This window comes from Shewanella sp. 10N.286.51.B8 (assembly GCF_041469325.1).
Lineage (GTDB): Bacteria > Pseudomonadota > Gammaproteobacteria > Enterobacterales > Shewanellaceae > Shewanella.
Window position 1 is genome coordinate 37,703 of the sequence record NZ_JBFRKG010000003.1, and the last position, 17,152, is coordinate 54,854.

The window sequence follows — 17,152 nt, forward strand, 5'->3', positions numbered from 1 at the left end:
ATTTTAAATAACAGCAGGTTATAAAACTTACTCACTTTGATAATTAAATGATTTAACTATTCGCAGTAAGAAGCTGGAGAAAGTAAGTTAACAACTATTGATTATCGAAGGAATATTGCCTTTTAATTTCGACAACTTCAACGCTGTAAGCGCGGTACCACTTATCTTGACCTAACTTTTGCGCCACGGCATGTTTTGAATCTTGATGCCAAGCTTGAATATCTGCCTCTGAATGCCAATATGAAATCGCGATTTCCTTATCCCCTTCTGATACTGCAATAAAATCGATGCAATTATAATGGTTAAACGCTAGGTCCCTCATCACGGCAACAGTATCTGAATAATGCTTATCTTGTTGTCCAACCGTTGCTTTAAATATCACCGCAAACATGCTTCAAACTCCTTTTGATTAGTAATAAGGCATAAAAATAGGGAGTAACACTCCCTATTTCTGCCAAAACTTATTTAATTAAATCCTTGAACTACCCACTTTCGTCAACGTTCAAAGTTTTCACCAGTCGACTTATCAAACTCGAAAAAATGCCTTACGTACCACAAGTGAACAGCAGTCGTAGTAAGGCGTATCTTCTAAGCTAACGAGTGTTTGTCTAGGTCTGGCCATCTTAAGTCACCAAGTAATGAGCAATAACTAAAGCCGAGTGGAAATTAAGAATTTAACTAATTGGGGTAAGCCATGCAATTTAGATTAGTAAAGTGCTAGCTAGTTTAATCGTTTTTAAGGTGAAGAGTTTTCAACAGTTTTATCAGGTAAATAAAGCAATATTATAAACCCAATAAAAAGTAATGCCCATAATAAAAAACCTAAAAATGAGGGGTATCCTTTGGCTTTGGAATAAAAGCAAAAAGCAAGTAATAATGAGATAAAATTAGCTCCAAATACTACCATTTTAAAAACAGCCTCATTACTGTCTGCAGGAAGAAGATTATAAGGCTGTGATATAAAGTAGATAATAAATAAAAAGCTTACTAACCATAAACTTGTAAATATAAGAGAGGTTTTTTTATGCTTAATAATCATGTTTCTTCCTTGAATTTAGATTGATAAGTTACAATATTTTAACTAATTAATTATATAGCCAATTTCAATTACAAATCAAACTATATCCCATGTGAATGCGGTGTATACTCTGAACAGTTTCGAGGTTCGCAACATGCTTTTTTATCTGCAAATTAACGGCTTACCTGCCAGTGCGCTTCATCAACATCTACACCTGTTTGGATAAAATAATGTCAGTGATAGAATTTAATTACTGCTAGATTATTATTTTGAACGTACTGTAGTATTGCGTCAACATTTCGAAAAAACACATCTTTTCCAAGCGCTTAAGCAAGAATATATCCGAGTCCTTTTCGATAAATTATTGGTTCTAGGTATAATGTACTGGTCAACTCCAATTGGACACTTTTAGTTAGGAACTTTCAAACTCAACAGGTGATAAATCACTCTTCGCTGCAATTAACAGAAGTGCTAAAGCATTTTTAATGCTTTTAAACCAAAACCCATATAAAACCTACTAAATTTAACCCAATAAAAAAGGAGAAGGCTAGCCTTCTCCTTTAAATAATAAAACCCGTTATTAACCGGCTTTTAGCAACTCACTGCAAGAACGATTAAGTAACTGCCTGCAGCGCCACATCCCTAAGAAGGATACCACTGCGGCGCCCGCAATAGGGGCGATTGCCCACCACGGCCAGTGCATGTACACCACAAGTTCAAACACTTGGGTTTTGAGCATGTACAGCGCAAACTCAGCGACAATCACCGCTAAAAGGCCTGCTATAGCCCCCAAGATGGCAAATTCAAGCCCTGTTGCTGAGCGAAGTAACCAGCCTGAAGCGCCAAAGGTGCGCAGCACTGCAAGCTCACGCTGGCGAGTCGCCATTCCTGCTTCCGTTTGGGCTATCAGCACTAAAGCACTTGCCAGTAACACCAGTGCCAACACTAAGGTAAGCGACAATGACACTTGGTCAATAATCTGTCTAAGTTGTTGCACCATAGCGCCAACATCGATAACCGAAATTGTCGGAAACTGCTGAATTAACTGCAATACCACGGCATTTGCAGTTAGCGAACTGCCCGCCTGTTTCAAGTCTTCATCATTTAAATGAAAGCTCGCCATAGAAGTATACGAAAAACCTTCTAAGGCTTTAGGCCTAAATATCATAAAGAAATTAGGTTGCAAGGTTTCCCACTGTACTTGTCTAAAGCTGGTCACTTTAACGGTAACCGCCCGATTATCCATAGTAAAGGTCATGGTATCGTTAAGGGCTAAGCCTAAGCGCTCTGCTACACCTGACTCGACCGACACCTCATCATCTGCTTGATTAAATGTGCCTTCAGTGATGTCGTTGTTAGGCGGCAAGGCGTCACGATAAGTCAGATTTAACTCTCTTGAAATACCGACTCGCCCTTCTATGCCAGACTTTTCTTCATCTCGCGAAATCAACTCTTCATCATTAATATGAGTTAAGCGACCACGGATCACAGGGTAAATATCGGTCGCGATAATTTTGTTAGTATCTAAGAAGTCATCTAATGGCTTAGCATCTTCTGGGGCGATATTGACCAGAAAATAGTTAGGCGCATTTTCAGGTAATTGTTTTTGCCATTCATTGAGTAAGTCTTGTCTTAACGCCAAAATGGTCAGTAAAAGCACTAATGCGCTGCTAAACCCAACCAACTGCACTGCATTTTGTCTAGCTCTGCGGCGCAGACCCGCTAATGCTAACTGAAATGGGTTGGTGGTTTTCATGCCAACGCTGTGACCAAGGCGGATCATCACAAAGCCCAGCACGCTAAGCAGCACTCCCAATAACAATACAGCCAACACCACAGTCATGGTCAGTTCAATACTGCGTGAATATAAGTAGCCCAGTAGCGCCATCGCCCCTAAACTCAGCAACAAATGCAGCCACATGCCTAGCTGTAAGCCTTCTAATTGACGCTGTAATACCCGTAATGGTGGAATAGCTAACAAGCGCATCAATGGATAGGCAGAAAACATAAATGCACTGATGAGCCCGGTACTGACACCCAGAAGAATTGGTCGGCTATAAGGCGGAGAATAAGCCGCTATTTCAGCAGGTAAAAACTGGGTAATACCAATATCCAGTAGCACACCACCGATTAAACCTAAGACAATACCTAATGCCGTTACCAACATGAGGTGCAACCCAAACAAGCTGCGGATTTGCTTAGCTGAAGCGCCAAAGGTTTTAAGCATCGCCACCACATCATAATGACGCTGACAATAGCGCTGAGCGGCAATACCAATGGCTGCACACGCAAGGGCAATACCTAACAAGCTTGCCAGCAATAAAAAGCGTTCGGCACGTTTTACCGCAGAGGCAATCGGTGAATCACCACTTTGAACGTCTACCCAGCGCTGACTATTATTTAATAGCGGTTTAACTTGGTTTTCAAACTTGGTTAATTGCGCTGCATCGCCAGCAAATTGATAAATATAACTGACTCGACTACCTGGTTGGATAATGCCTGTTGAGTCAACATCATCAAGACGCATTAAAAGTACTGGTGATGATGCAAAAGGATTAAAGCCTGCATCGGGTAAACGACTAATCTCAGCGCTTAAATTAAGCTCTATATTACCCAGTTCAAGGGTTTTGGGGTAATTCAGTAACCCCCCTAAGCGATTTTCATACCACGCCTCACCTTTAGCGGGCAGTGCTTGAGTCGCGCCTGATGATAGCTCTATTTCGCCCCGCAGTGGATAACCATCAGCAACAGCTTTTATAGTCACCAGTTGAAATTTGTCACCCGAGTAAACCATGGAGTTAAACTTCATATTGGTGACATAGTTAACCGATAATGACTCTGCTATCGCCAATACCTTGTCATCAATTTTAACAGGTGAATCAATAATGCGATCAGCGGCGATAAAATTAGCCGCCTCACCATTAATGGCAACTTGTAATCGCTCACTCACTCGAGCAAGACCACTGACCGATAACACAGCCAAGGTTATCGCCAATACAATTAGTACTAGCTGGCCTTGCATTAATTCTCTTTTAAACAGACGCCACGCTAATTGTAACTCCATTAGCTGGCCTCCTCGGTCACGTTTTCAAGCGTCGAGTTAGTGTTTGCAGCCGTTATCGCAGGTTCAGACAAATGACCATTTTCCATCACCAGTTGACGTTTGCAGCGTTTAGCCAATTCAAGATCATGGGTCACTAACACCAGCGTGGTATCACTTTCTTGGTTTAAGGCAAACAACATATCAGCAATTTTATCGCCGTTTACACTGTCTAAATTTCCGGTAGGTTCATCAGCAAATAACACTTTAGGCTCGCAAATGAAGGCTCTAGCAATAGCCACACGTTGTTGTTCGCCGCCCGATAATTGCTTAGGAAGATGGGTCAAACGATGGGAAAGCCCCACTCTGCCCAGCATGCTTTGGGCCTTTTCTTTAGCATTGCTGACACCAGCAAGCTCCGCTGGCAGCATGACATTTTCAAGTGCGGTAAGGGTATCGACCAACATAAAAGATTGGAAAATAAAACTGACCTTTTGTTTTCTCAAGGCGGCTTTTTGCTCTTCATTCAGGCCCGATAATGCTTGGCCATCAAGATAGATCTCACCCGATGTTGGCGTATCAAGCGCAGCCAGTAAACCCAGTAAGGTTGACTTGCCAGATCCAGAAGGCCCAAGAATAGCAATACTGTCTCCCTGCTTGACATCCATATTAATGCCGTTGAGGATAGTGAGCTCCCCCTCTTGGGTCACCACTGTTTTATTGAGGTTAGTTACATTAATGGCACTGGAATTATTTGCAAAATTAGTAGACATACGATCCTTCTTATTATTACCGGCGAAACGCCTGCTTAATGCGGCTTTCATCTTAGTTGTGGTATCTGCAGTGTCGTTTTCAACACTGGTCACATCCGCGTTGTTAACATCGACACCTAGCTATGCTGCCACGGTTTTAATCCTTGGCGATAGTCTAAGTGCAGGTTATGGCATGTCGGAAGAGCAAGGTTGGGTACAATTGTTACGTAATGACCTGCCCGAATACCAAATTATTAATGGCTCTGTCAGCGGTGAAACCACAGCTGGCGGATTACGTAGACTACCAGATCTACTGGCTTCGAGCCCTGTTGACCTTGTTGTTATTGAGCTTGGTGGTAATGATGGTCTACGTGGGTTCCCCCCAAAACAGCTGAAATCAAATCTTACAAAAATGATTGAGTTATCTCAACAAAGTGGCGCCGATGTGTTACTTACTGAAATCATGGTGCCGCCAAATTATGGTCCTCGATATACTAAAATGTTTAATGATGTTTATCATCAATTGGCCAGTGATTATGATATTGAACTGATCCCATTTTTTATGCAGGAAATCGCTCCAAACCCTGACTTAATGCAACGAGATGGCATTCACCCTAATGAGGATGCCCAGCCTAAAATTACGCAATGGATGAGTCCATGGATCATCGATGCAGTAAAAAAGTAACAGAGGTTAAAACATTTAGTCAAAAATGAGAACAAAAGCCTAAAATAGTAATTTTATTTTAAGGTTTAGGATTTAGAATGATACACAAATAACTTTGTTCAAACGTTCTAAAATACTAATCCTTAATGACAGTTTTTGAGCAATAAGGTTTGGTATTTTGTTTATGACTACAAGGAAATCTCATGGCTATCAGTCGGCAAAAGAAAGTTTACCTACCTACTACGACCAGAAAAAATCAATATATTACCGTTGGTTTCCCACTTACCGATGAGTTTATCGCTCATTATGAAACGTTAGAAAACTGCTACCAAGAGTTTTCTAAGCTGGTTTTTCAAACCGCGGATAAATTTGAACTTTATAATGTCCATGTTGTTGCGACAGATAAACTCCCTGTTGTGCGTTTTCATAATGAGGTTTACTGTTTTTCAACCCAAGAGCAGTTACGATTTTTCTATAACCCGGTGCATCATGAAGCAAACCGTTTACACATGATTCCTGATTATCGCGCTAAAAAACTTAAAGTGGTCTTTTTAGCAACGGGTGATGAAATTCGCAGCAAAGCAGCAAACTTTCATGCTCGTATTCGTGAGTTTACTGAGGCATTAATGCCACAGTTACCCACTCAGAAGCTGGCAACCAAAATACGCGATCACCAGCATATTTCTTATGATCTATTTGCCAAAAATAAAGGTCATAAAGAAACCTACGGTTATAAGCTAAGAGCGCTTAATAGCCGCTACCAGCATCGTGACTGCCCATTACCAGAAGATGTCAGTGCACTTTCTTACGTTCAGATCACTATGCCTGTTGGTCGCCGAATTAAAAATCAGCTACTTGCAGAAAACCGCAATGATTTTAGCGATAGTTACCAAAAGGTTTGCCAAAAATTTATTGACGCTGCTCGCTCAAAACAACTGAATAAATTAGCCGTGGTTGCTAATGGTAAAGTACCTTTAGTACGTAATAGTAAGTTTGAAGATTTACAAAGTACCGCTGAATTTCAAATGATCGGTTTTGACCCTAGTGCCACAGATGCTGAGCCTATCTGTCATTGGGATGGAAATGTCATTACTGAAGCAATACGCTTTGTCATTGTTGCGGGTGATAGTGATATTGCTGATGGTGGTTATGGCCGCTTTATGAACCAAGTTGAAGATGCGATGCGTAAATTTATCAGTGACATCGACTTTGATAAAGAGCACATCGATTTAACTGTAGGCTTCCATCAACACCTTAGCTATAAAGCATAATTAACTCTATTCTCCCCATAAACGGCAGCCTAGCTGCCGTTTTTTATTGCTCCTTTTTTATCATCCTTCCTTGTGCAAGATACATCAAAAAAACTTGTTAAATAAATGTGTCCAGGTTTCACATTGATTAACAAGTGTCCTCCAAGGCATGTTGAACAACATACGAATAAATCGTATCCACTCCTTTGGGGCGTATAACGCTGGAGTAGGACATAAATAATAAAAAGCAGGAGATGCTATGTTCAACAAGACAAAGCCTTGGCTGGTACCTACACTTGTAGCAACAGCTGTCACAATCAGTTTAGCGGGCTGCGGCTCAGATGATAACGATTCACAGATCACCGAAACCCCACCCGTTGTTCAACCACCAGCAGAAACCGGTCCCACCTTCCCTGAAGGTGCCATCATGGTCGAAGCGGGTGATAACCTCACTATCAGTATTCAAGAAGCATTAATCAACGCCCAAAGTAATGACGTTATCGTATTACCCAAAGGTAACTTCAAAATAGAATCAACCTTACTGTTTGATGGTGATGTAGACGGCGACGGCAGTTTTGCCAAAAATATTACCATTATGGGTTACGGCCAAGATGAAACCGTGTTGGATTTTTCTGAGGCCAATTCGGGTGATGGTATTTTTGTTCAAAATGCCATGAACATTATTATTCAAGACCTATCCGTTAACGAAGCCAAAAATAACGGTATTAAACTCAAAAATACCAATGGCATTATTTTAAGAAGGTTGGCAACCATTTGGGAAGGCGAACTTGATGAAGGCAACGGTGCTTATGGTTTGTATCCTGTAGAGTGTGAAAACATTCTTATTGAAGATACCTATGTTCGCGGTAGTGCTGATGCCGGTATTTACGTTGGCCAATCCCAATATATTGTAGTGCGCCGCAATATCGCTAAAGAAAACGTCGCCGGCATTGAAATTGAAAACTCTAAATATGCCGACGTTTACGATAACGAGGCCATGGGTAATACCGGCGGTATTTTAGTCTTCGATTTACCGATTAATAACCATAGATATGGTTCAAGCGTACGTATTTTTAATAACAAGGTTTACGATAATAATACCTTGAACTTTGCTAACGCATCATCAAACCCAGCAGGGGTACATATTGTGCCACCCGGAACTGGGGTGATTGTGTTATCCACTGACGATGTAGAAATTTTTAATAATGAAATTACAAACCACGACACGGTTGGCTTAACTATTTCGAGCTTCTTTATTGCTGAGCCCGATATCAGTACTTTTGTGGGTAATTATGGTCAACCAGGCCAAGCTATTGATGATGGCTGGCGTCCAACACCGCGTAATATCTCCATTCATGACAACGTGATAAGCGATTATGGCACTAAGCCAAAAGGCTATTTAATTAAAGATATCATCACCGCTTATGTATTAACCCACGGCGCATTACCGGGGATTTTATATGATGGTTTAGGTGAGATGTTCTCTAACAACGGCACCGCGGCCTATTTAGGTTTACAGGAGTTACCTTTTGCAGCCGATGGCAGTGATAACGTGTGTGCGCAAAATAATGGTGAGGTAAGTATTGGCCGTTTATATGCCAATAATAATACCGATGCCAGTATTGCCGATGTGCTTTATGAAAAAACGCAAATGGACTTAATGAACTGCGCTCAAGTGAGCCTACCTGTTCATACCGTTACCTTTGGTGATGAGATATTTGGCTGTGGTGTTGATGATGATACCGCAGGTTGTGATGGCGGCACTTTAATCGGTGGCGGTGGCTCTATTGGTGAAGGTGAAGGCGGCCTTGAAGGCGATGGTGATTTAGCCTTATGTGAAGCCAGTGGTGATAATGTCAGCTGGGATGCACTACTAAAAGCTAACTGCCCTAACCTGTCTGATTATAATCTATTTGCAGATATGGCTAATCCAACCGATGGGCCAAACTCGGGTGGCTTACCTTATGATCTTAATACGCCATTATTTACCGATCATGCCAGTAAATATCGCTTTGTGTATTTACCTGATGGCACTATCGCCGACTACAGCGAAAATGAATCATTCGACTTCCCTGTAGGCACAGTGATCAGTAAAACCTTCTCTTTACCAACAAACACTAATAATCGTGGATTTGCAAACGAGGATTTAATTGAAACACGATTACTGATCCATCGTGACACTGGCTGGACAGCGCTGCCTTATGTTTGGAAAGCCGATAAATCCGATGCTGTTATTGCTAAAGCGGGCGCGATTCAAGGAAAAACCATTACTCACAAAGGCGCTGAATTGGCATTTGATTACGTCGTACCCAGCATGAATCAATGTAAGCAATGTCATCAATTTAAAGCCGGTGAAGACAGTAATGCGGTATTTATGCCCATTGGACCTAAAGCTCGTCACCTTAATAAAACTTACCCATATGCTGATGGAGCAATGAATCAACTCGCGAAATGGCAAGCGGCAGGTATTTTACAAGGCGTGCCAGAATTAGACACTGTCCCTATGGTGCCAAAATTCCAAGATGGCGATGAAGCAAATATTGATTCTATGTCGGATACTGAGCTTATGGCCGCAGCTAAAGGCTACTTAGATATTAACTGTGCCCATTGTCATCGGCCTGAAGGTAATGCCTCTAACACAGGCTTAAAGCTAGAGTACTGGCGCAGTTATGATGAAGATGCAGGATTTTCCCATGGTACTTGTAAGTCACCTGTTGCTTATGGCGGCGGCAGCTTAGGTTTTGATGTGGTTCCGGGTAATCCTGAAGAGTCAATCTTACATTTCCGTATGGAAACCAATGAACCTGGCGATCGTATGCCTGAAATTGGTCGCAGTTTATCTCATGATGAAGGCGTAGCACTGATCAATGAGTGGATTAAGCGTTTACCTGCAGCATCATGCTCTTAAGTCAACTTTAACCCATATGATGTAACCACGGGTTATATCAAACCAAATAAGCCGGGGAAACTCGGCTTTTTCATCGTACATTCTATTCATACAAGGATGTCATCAATGTTTGTTTTTAAAGCCCATCAAATACTTGTTATTAGTTTATGTTTGTCGCTAATAGCCTGCGGCGGCTCTGACTCAAAAGAGAATAATAACGATAACAATATCCTTGATACGCCAACGCCACCTGTAGCAGTACCAGAGGATCCCGAGACAGCGCCAGATGAGCTATGTTTACAAAACAATAGCGAAGTGAATTGGCCCGCATTAATGAGCGCAGATTGTGACAATCTAGCGGATTACAGCTTGTTTATCGACCCAAGCAAACCAACTGAATCACCACGAAGCCCAGGTATGCTTTACCAACTATCTACTGAGTTATTTTCCAATTACGCCAGTAAATATCGGTTTGTTTTTTTACCTGATAATCAAGCAATCAGCTTTCAAGCCCAAAGCCAATTCGAATTACCCGTTGGTAGTGTATTAGTTAAAAGCTTTGCGTTACCTTTTGATACCCAAAATAGTGGCGCAGATAATGAGAAATTAATCGAAACACGGCTATTAATCCATCGAGAAACTGGCTGGACAGCATTGGCCTACCAATGGATAGAAGGCCAAGCCAAACTTGTTATCGCTGGTGCGAATGTAGCGCATACCATGGATAATCAAGGTGAATCGATTAGTTTTGATTATCACATTCCCAGTAAAGCAGAATATAAGATTTGTCATCAGGTTAATGAGCAAGGGATCAGTAAAATAAAGCCCATCGGACTGAAAGCCCATTTATTAAACCGCCAAGTAACACACGGCAACAACAGTCCCATTAATCAACTGACTCAGTGGTCACAACAAGGCCTGTTAATAAACTTACCCGCGCTTAACAGCGTTGCACAATCATTTGCCGTTAATGATGACACTGCAGATTTAACCAGCAGAGCAAAAGGCTATCTCGATGTAAATTGCGCCCATTGCCATAGTGCAGAGGGCTTTGCCAGTATTTCAGGCCTCAGACTCAACTACCATGTTGACCATACTTCATTTGAGTATGGCGTGTGTAAGCAGCCACCAGGTTGGGATGGCGGCCCTAATGGGCTTGCTTATGACATTGTTCCTGGCAATGGCGAGCGCTCTATTGTGCATTATCGACAAACACTGTTAAGCCCTAAAGATAGAATGCCGCCCATTGGCCGAGAAATGACCCACATTGAAGGCGCTGATTTAATTAAACGCTGGATTGATGACATGGCTATCACCATTGCAACGTGCAGTTAAATTAGCTGTAGCAGAGTGCACCGTTAAATAATGAATGATTAAGCAATGAAATAGGAAAACTAAAGACTGTTAACTGACAAGATTAAGCTTTAAGAAGTGACCGGGTGGATAGCCAAGCCAATGCTTAAAGCTTTGTCTGAAATGGCTAACATCGCCATAACCGAGCACTTCAGATATGTCTTCTGCACTCAACTCATTTGCTAAAATTAAATTTATCGCTGCTTGGCAGCGCACTTGATCCACCAGCTTTTGATAACTGGTTCCCGCAGCCGATAGTTTTCGGCGTAAACTTCGGGCGCTCATATGGTGTTTTTCTGCCAATTGTTCAAGCTTGGGTGGCTTAGGCATGCATAGGCGAATATCTGTCAGCAGCGGCTCAATAAATGACACGCCATCTGGCACCGAAGCGGCTAAGGCAAGGTGGTCAAATTGATAACTTAGCGGTGTATTGAGTATAGCAATATCAATACCCCACTCATAGAAATCACAATCAAACACAATTTTAGCGCCGGTTTCTGCACTTAAAAACTCAGTGTTACATTGAGGCTCTGCCATATGAATTTCATCAATAACCACAGTTGAAGCCACTAACTGCCTTGCTGCGCCTAATAACGCACAAACACTGTGCTGAAATTGAAAAGCAAACTTTTGGGCGTTAGCTTTTCCGGTATTGAGCCACCTTACCCATAATCTAGTCTCATCAAAACGAATAACAGTATCAGCAAAGCTACCCGCTAAATCAGGGTTTTTGATCACAAACAGTAGGCATTGATTTAAGGTGGTAAATTTATCAAAGAAAGGCAGTAACACATCAAGACTGGCAATTTGATAACTGGCGCCCAATCGAGCGCCAATTTCAGGATCTGGCGAGGTCGTTCTTAACACTTCCATGGCATACTCAACCTGCCATACATAAACAAACTGCATGGCGTTGAGTTCTTGCGGCCCTAAGCCAATTTTTAAATAGATATCAGTAGCGACAACGTCGCCAAGATGCAGTTCAATAAAGTTAAGCAAATTCCGTAGTTCAAAGGCAGGGTAACATTGATCCCCTACCATCATATTTGCCTTGTAGCCTAATTCTCTTTGCATCGATACCCTATTCTAAATGGCTTATTTAACAGCGTTATCACGCTCCATCAAACGGTTTAATACACTATCAACCGATAAAGAAGCGCCATGGGCAATTTTATCAGCCAGTTTCTTTTTCATTTGATATTTAATTTTAATGACTTGGTGTTTTTTGGCTAACTCAAGCACCACATCATCACTGGTAGAAATAGCATCAACTAAGCCTAATTCAATCGCTTGTTGACCGTACCAATGCTCGCCGGTTGCGACTTTTGCAATATCCATATCTGGACGGTACTTACTGACAAACTGTTTAAATAACACATGGGTTTCTTCCAACTCTTGTTGGAACTTTTCACGACCTTCATCAGTATTTTCACCAAACACGGTTAAAGTCCGCTTAAAGTCACCAGCGGTATGCTGCTCGTAATCAATATCGTGTTTTTTAAGTAAACGGCTAAAGTTTGGTAATTGGGCAACAACACCAATTGAACCCACAATCGCAAATGGCGCGGCAACAATTTTGTTCGCAACACAGGCCATCATATAACCGCCACTGGCTGCCACTTTATCAATACAGATAGTCAGTGGGATATTGGCTTGCTTCAAGCGGTCTAACTGGCTAGAGGCTAAACCATAGCCGTGCACCATTCCGCCGCCGCTTTCAACATTCACTAACACTTGATCGTTTTCATCAGCAACGGTTAATACCGCAGTAATTTCTTCTCTTAATGAGGCGACTTCACCTGCATCAATACTGCCTTTAAAATCGATAACAAATACTTTTGAAGTGGGAGCATCTTCTTTATCAGCCGCTTTTTCATCAGCTTTTAGTTTTTTCTCATAAGCTTTAAATTGCTTTTTAGACAGCAGCTCTTGCTTTAATTCTTTCTCAAGTTCCTTTAGCTCATCAGTAACATCAGTAAGCTTTAACTCACCCTTTTCAGTTTTATGTTTAATACTGCTTGCTAAAACCACAATAACAACGGCAAGAATTGCAACGACAATAGTGACGGCTTTCGCTAGAAACATGCCGTACTCGGATAAAAACTCCAAAATACACTCCAAATGGGAAAAGTTAATTGCCGTTATCTTAGCAGGAAGTTAAACCCGGTAGACAATAAAAACCCAGCAAATGCTGGGTTTTTAATCAATCAACGCATTTAATCGTAATGATTAATTACAAGCTTGGATCACATCGTTATCAGTCACGACAATTCCCGCTTCTCCCACCGCTGCGGTACGGGCAAACATAGAGACTTGCGATTGCATTTCAGCCGTCGCTTGAGCAGCCATACCATCAGTCGCATCTGTTTCATTAGGGCTCACAACAGAGCTGTGATGACCTTTAGAGAATCGAACGACACCAGATCCAGATTTTGTGCTATCAACACACTCTAGACCAAGGGTAGCGATTAACGGCTCGGTACCTGACAATGGGAAACCTTCAACGCTGTTTGGTAGTGTTTGGTCTGGTAAGTTACCTGCGCCATCACCCACAACCTCAATCAAATGCACAGGGGTACCTGTTGCAGCTAGTGTTGCTGCGTGGTTGATTGGATCGGCACTATCAAAGGCTGTTTGAACAGCAAAAGCAAAAGTTGGAATAAATCCAGCATAAACGGCTTGAACTAATGCATCATACTCAGGTGTACCGACTTCATAACCAGGGTTGGCCTCGTCAACCAATGCTTTAAACATGTCAGTTTGGGTAATGGTTGCAAATAGAACAGGACCAAAGGCTGCAGAACCAGCAAATGCGCCCGCTAATCCACCCGCGGGAGCCACTAAGGATGCTGCATTAGTGGCATAAGGATTGGGTAATGCATTACCTGTAGTCGGATCGACTAAACCAGTATTGGCAAACGTTGAAAAACTAGTCCCAACAATACCACCGAGACTTAATCCTTGAGCACTGATTTTGCTGATATCAAAAACTTGCTGCCCACCATCTTGGGCAATTTGTTGATACATGCCAGTTAACAGTAAACGCAAAGCAAGATGATCAAGAGTTGCCTGACGGAAGTTATCACGAACAGACAATGTGCTACCGATATTCACAAATGCTAACGGGTTACCATTTTGGAATGCATCAGGTTGGCCGATTAGCGAACCAAAAGCAGGATCGGTTGCTGATACTTCATAAATACCGTCTTTGTTGACATCAAAAGAGCGTGCCCCATGAAGCGGCATATCGATTGCGATAGTTGCCACACCCATTGCAGCGTAAGCGCCGGCATAAGATAACGCCATTTCTTTACCGCCACCTAAACCATGTAAAGCAATATTGGTTGGCCAGCCATTCGTTGGTGGGATGAAATTAAGACCTTGTGATGCTTGAAACGCTGCGACTTTCTGCGCGTTTGGCATTGCAATAAACACAGGCACCGTTTCATAGGACATAATTTTAGGAATAGGATTAAACTTAGTTAAATGCTTTGTTGGGTCAGCATCTGTACCATCGTCTAACTTCCATGGGTAGCCAGCTAGTAACGATGGGTTAGCTAAAGCCGCATTAGGATCGATATTGAACCCCATCGCTTGCTCAGCAAATTTAGCGGTGCTTAAGGTCCCAGCTTGCAATGCAAGCAATACCGATACAGGGCTATCACCTTGAGCAAACCAACGTCCATTAATTAATGGCTCAAACTCTGGGCTTAAACAATTTACTGATGAACATTCACCATAAACCGGTAATTTAATCGCTGCGCCATAAACATCTGCCATATCAGAAAGCAGATATGCAACACCATCTTCAGGCGTTAGACCAAGCGCTTGCGCTACAGTGTAACCTTGCGGTGAAGGCGTTTGCACAAATGATGGCATATATGGCTCGCGCCCTGCCATTAGCAGTTTAGCGGTTTCATACACATCATTGACTGATTGAGTCGTGAACAAGCCAGAATAACTGATGGTTGCAGCATCAACACCATGCTCTGCTGCTAAGCCCTTTTCATAACTATTAACTAAACCTTGAAGGAATAATTGGTCAGGTGTTTCAAGAGGCTTAGTGTCGATATCTAGTTTTAATAAATTATATGTGCTCGATGGTTCAACGGCGCGGCCTGCAGAGTCTTGAACTAATGTGGTGGTAGCGTAAATATAAGATTGATTAGCTTTAAGCGGTTTTAAAGGCACGATTGCAATTTTATTACCTGAAGCTAATGCCACAAAATCAACACCAAATTGCAGTTCATCACCCACTTTACATGCTGATACAGAGGGCGCATCGCTACATTCAGGATCAGATGATAAAGCGCCGCCAACAGTGGCTTCAAATAATCTTACTGCACCAGGTTGAGAAACAGAGGCTTCATCAAGGGTGAGCATTGCACCATCAGAGTCTGTTGCTAAATCAACACTAAGCGAAATTGGTGATGAAGTTGACCAGCCATCTAATGCCCCCAAAGCAAGCGATGGATCAACATAATCAATACCGTCTTCACCTGGTATAGCTAGCGTTCCATCAAGTGTTCCGTTAAATAAAAGGTCATTTGGTAATGGCACATCACCTGCAGCAGGGTCAAATACCACTTGAGAGAATGGAATTAGCGTTTCTACATTATCTTTTGCTTCGTTAGAACTATCTTCACTACAGCCGCTAAGCCCAAGAGCAGATGCAATAGCAACACCCAATATGAGTCTTTTCATCTTTTTTCCCCAAATCTTGTTGTAATAATTTTAATTTCCCCAAAAATTGGTCACAATAGCGTAAACGCATGACCATAAGGACATATTTTTGCCCTTAACTCATCTCAAGTTAACGTAAAATTATAGAGTTAGCCACAAATTTGTTACAAAGAAACATACTATTCACTAACAAATATAAGTCAATTGTTTAAAACGTTCGTTTACCTTTTGTTCGAAACGAGATTTGACATGCTTTTACAGTCCAAGGAAAAATTGAATCATGTTGGAATACCAAGCTAAAAAAGATTTACTAAAAAATAAAACAATCCTGGTTACCGGCGCTGGCGCAGGTATTGGTCGCACTGCGGCGATAAACTACGCAAAACACGGCGCGACCGTTATTTTGCTAGGTAAAACAGTTAAAAAACTTGAAACGGTTTATGATGAAATAGTACAAGCTGGTTATCCCAAACCTGCTATTGTGCCATTAGATTTAAAAGGTGCCACAGAGCAAAACTATCAAGATATGGCCGAAACTATCGCTGAGCAATTCGGTCATTTAGATGGATTACTGCATAATGCCAGTTTACTTGGCGCATTAGGGCCGTTTGAACATATCGACCTTGAATCACTTGAAGATGTAATGAAAGTGAACGTCACCGCCCAAGTAATCTTAACTAAAGCCTTATTACCGATAATGCGCAGCGCACCATCAGCATCTATTATCTTCACTTCTAGCGGTGTTGGTCGTCAAGGACGAGCTTATTGGGGACCTTATGCGTTCTCTAAATTTGCGACTGAGGGCATGATGCAAGTACTTGCCCATGAATGTGAAGGCACTAGCCTGCGTGTAAATAGTATTAACCCTGGTGCAACCCGCACTGAAATGCGCGCAAAAGCTTACCCAGGTGAAGATCCACAAACATTAAAAACCGCACAAGATATCATGCCAACCTACTTATATTTAATGGGTGAAGATTCTTTTGAAGTCAACGGTCAGCAACTTACCGCTCAGTAACCATCCATTGAATCAGTAAACTGAAAAAGGGAGCGAAAGCTCCCTTTTTTAATACCAAGTCGTCAATTGATAAATTACAAACTTATCGCTTTAGCATTTTTCTCAACCAGCTTTTCACCTATACCGGCAACTTGGGTTAATTGCTGGACATTTTTGAACTTACCATATTTATTTCGATATTCCACAATGGCTTTTGCCTTGGCTTCACCAACACCATTGAGGGCTTGTAACTGCTCTGCTGTCGCTTTATTAATATTCACCTTAGCCATCTTTGTATTGCTACTTTTCACGGCTGTGGTTTTAGACATTTCAGCTGAAGTGAGTGCTGCTGGTTTAGTGGTGTCTTTGGCGACAGCCAAAGTGATACTTGCTGCTGATAACGCGCAGGTGAGCATGACGCCCATGAGTAATGGATGTTTCATTGTTAACTCCTTAAAGTCCTATTTAATAACCCGACCAACTTCCCTATCCATGGTCGGTATTTGTC

The 17,152-nt window shown here is 41.9% G+C and carries 13 protein-coding genes; 5 read left to right on the forward strand and 8 right to left on the reverse strand.

What is annotated here, in order from left to right:
- Positions 1 to 94: 94 nt before the first annotated feature.
- The 4 genes from AB4160_RS00845 to AB4160_RS00860 all read right to left on the reverse strand — a co-directional run bounded on the left by AB4160_RS00845 (position 95) and on the right by AB4160_RS00860 (position 4,831).
- Entirely contained in the window at positions 95 to 391 is a 297-nt protein-coding gene (locus AB4160_RS00845; RefSeq protein ID WP_102440545.1) for an antibiotic biosynthesis monooxygenase, read from the reverse strand.
- 345 nt (positions 392 to 736) lie between these two features.
- Positions 737 to 1,039 (reverse strand): hypothetical protein, encoded by a 303-nt coding sequence (locus tag AB4160_RS00850; protein ID WP_303501686.1) that lies wholly within the window; start codon positions 1,037 to 1,039, stop codon positions 737 to 739.
- A gap of 559 nt (positions 1,040 to 1,598) precedes the next feature.
- Positions 1,599 to 4,082, reverse strand: coding sequence for an ABC transporter permease (locus AB4160_RS00855; protein WP_372003243.1), 2,484 nt, complete (start codon positions 4,080 to 4,082; stop codon positions 1,599 to 1,601).
- On the reverse strand, positions 4,082 to 4,831 hold the full coding sequence (locus AB4160_RS00860) for an ABC transporter ATP-binding protein (RefSeq protein WP_102440543.1): 750 nt from the start codon (positions 4,829 to 4,831) through the stop codon (positions 4,082 to 4,084). The genes AB4160_RS00855 and AB4160_RS00860 overlap by 1 nt, the downstream gene beginning before the upstream one ends.
- Positions 4,832 to 4,916: 85 nt before the next feature.
- Here AB4160_RS00860 and AB4160_RS00865 point away from each other — a divergent pair, with 85 nt between their 5' ends.
- From AB4160_RS00865 to AB4160_RS00880, 4 genes are all read left to right on the forward strand, one after another.
- Complete coding sequence (locus AB4160_RS00865) at positions 4,917 to 5,495, forward strand: arylesterase (RefSeq protein ID WP_241904989.1); 579 nt, start codon at positions 4,917 to 4,919, stop codon at positions 5,493 to 5,495.
- Positions 5,496 to 5,677: 182 nt separating this feature from the next.
- Positions 5,678 to 6,745: a DUF3083 family protein gene (locus AB4160_RS00870; protein ID WP_102440541.1), complete on the forward strand. Its 1,068-nt coding sequence runs from the start codon at positions 5,678 to 5,680 to the stop codon at positions 6,743 to 6,745.
- 238 nt (positions 6,746 to 6,983) lie between these two features.
- Complete coding sequence (locus AB4160_RS00875; RefSeq protein ID WP_372003246.1) at positions 6,984 to 9,632, forward strand: parallel beta-helix domain-containing protein; 2,649 nt, start codon at positions 6,984 to 6,986, stop codon at positions 9,630 to 9,632.
- Between the two features lie 105 nt (positions 9,633 to 9,737).
- Complete coding sequence (locus AB4160_RS00880) at positions 9,738 to 10,946, forward strand: SO2930 family diheme c-type cytochrome (RefSeq protein WP_372003249.1); 1,209 nt, start codon at positions 9,738 to 9,740, stop codon at positions 10,944 to 10,946.
- Between the two features lie 69 nt (positions 10,947 to 11,015).
- Here the strand turns inward: AB4160_RS00880 and AB4160_RS00885 are convergent, their stop codons facing one another.
- The 3 genes from AB4160_RS00885 to AB4160_RS00895 form a co-directional block, all read right to left on the reverse strand.
- Entirely contained in the window at positions 11,016 to 12,038 is a 1,023-nt protein-coding gene (locus tag AB4160_RS00885; protein WP_102476343.1) for a helix-turn-helix transcriptional regulator, read from the reverse strand.
- A 21-nt stretch (positions 12,039 to 12,059) separates the two neighbouring features.
- Complete coding sequence (gene sohB / locus AB4160_RS00890; protein WP_198590876.1) at positions 12,060 to 13,073, reverse strand: protease SohB; 1,014 nt, start codon at positions 13,071 to 13,073, stop codon at positions 12,060 to 12,062.
- Between the two features lie 120 nt (positions 13,074 to 13,193).
- Complete coding sequence (locus tag AB4160_RS00895; RefSeq protein WP_372000503.1) at positions 13,194 to 15,668, reverse strand: VolA/Pla-1 family phospholipase; 2,475 nt, start codon at positions 15,666 to 15,668, stop codon at positions 13,194 to 13,196.
- 259 nt (positions 15,669 to 15,927) lie between these two features.
- On the opposite strand from AB4160_RS00895, the gene AB4160_RS00900 reads away from it, so the two are divergent.
- Complete coding sequence (locus AB4160_RS00900; protein ID WP_303411026.1) at positions 15,928 to 16,665, forward strand: YciK family oxidoreductase; 738 nt, start codon at positions 15,928 to 15,930, stop codon at positions 16,663 to 16,665.
- A gap of 74 nt (positions 16,666 to 16,739) precedes the next feature.
- Here AB4160_RS00900 and AB4160_RS00905 read toward each other — a convergent pair whose 3' ends face one another.
- Complete coding sequence (locus AB4160_RS00905; RefSeq protein ID WP_372003252.1) at positions 16,740 to 17,087, reverse strand: ComEA family DNA-binding protein; 348 nt, start codon at positions 17,085 to 17,087, stop codon at positions 16,740 to 16,742.
- Positions 17,088 to 17,152 lie beyond the last annotated feature (65 nt).

Bases quoted from the DNA above. Each gene is read 5' to 3' on its own strand.
- AB4160_RS00850 (WP_303501686.1), bottom strand. From the start codon at position 1,039: ATGATTATTAAGCATAAAAAAACCTCTCTTATATTTACAAGTTTATGG.
- AB4160_RS00880 (WP_372003249.1), top strand. From the start codon at position 9,738: ATGTTTGTTTTTAAAGCCCATCAAATACTTGTTATTAGTTTATGTTTG.
- AB4160_RS00845 (WP_102440545.1), bottom strand. From the start codon at position 391: ATGTTTGCGGTGATATTTAAAGCAACGGTTGGACAACAAGATAAGCAT.
- AB4160_RS00860 (WP_102440543.1), bottom strand. From the start codon at position 4,831: ATGTCTACTAATTTTGCAAATAATTCCAGTGCCATTAATGTAACTAAC.
- AB4160_RS00885 (WP_102476343.1), bottom strand. From the start codon at position 12,038: ATGCAAAGAGAATTAGGCTACAAGGCAAATATGATGGTAGGGGATCAA.
- AB4160_RS00895 (WP_372000503.1), bottom strand. From the start codon at position 15,668: ATGAAAAGACTCATATTGGGTGTTGCTATTGCATCTGCTCTTGGGCTT.
- AB4160_RS00855 (WP_372003243.1), bottom strand. From the start codon at position 4,082: ATGGAGTTACAATTAGCGTGGCGTCTGTTTAAAAGAGAATTAATGCAA.
- AB4160_RS00875 (WP_372003246.1), top strand. From the start codon at position 6,984: ATGTTCAACAAGACAAAGCCTTGGCTGGTACCTACACTTGTAGCAACA.
- AB4160_RS00905 (WP_372003252.1), bottom strand. From the start codon at position 17,087: ATGAAACATCCATTACTCATGGGCGTCATGCTCACCTGCGCGTTATCA.
- AB4160_RS00900 (WP_303411026.1), top strand. From the start codon at position 15,928: ATGTTGGAATACCAAGCTAAAAAAGATTTACTAAAAAATAAAACAATC.
- AB4160_RS00870 (WP_102440541.1), top strand. From the start codon at position 5,678: ATGGCTATCAGTCGGCAAAAGAAAGTTTACCTACCTACTACGACCAGA.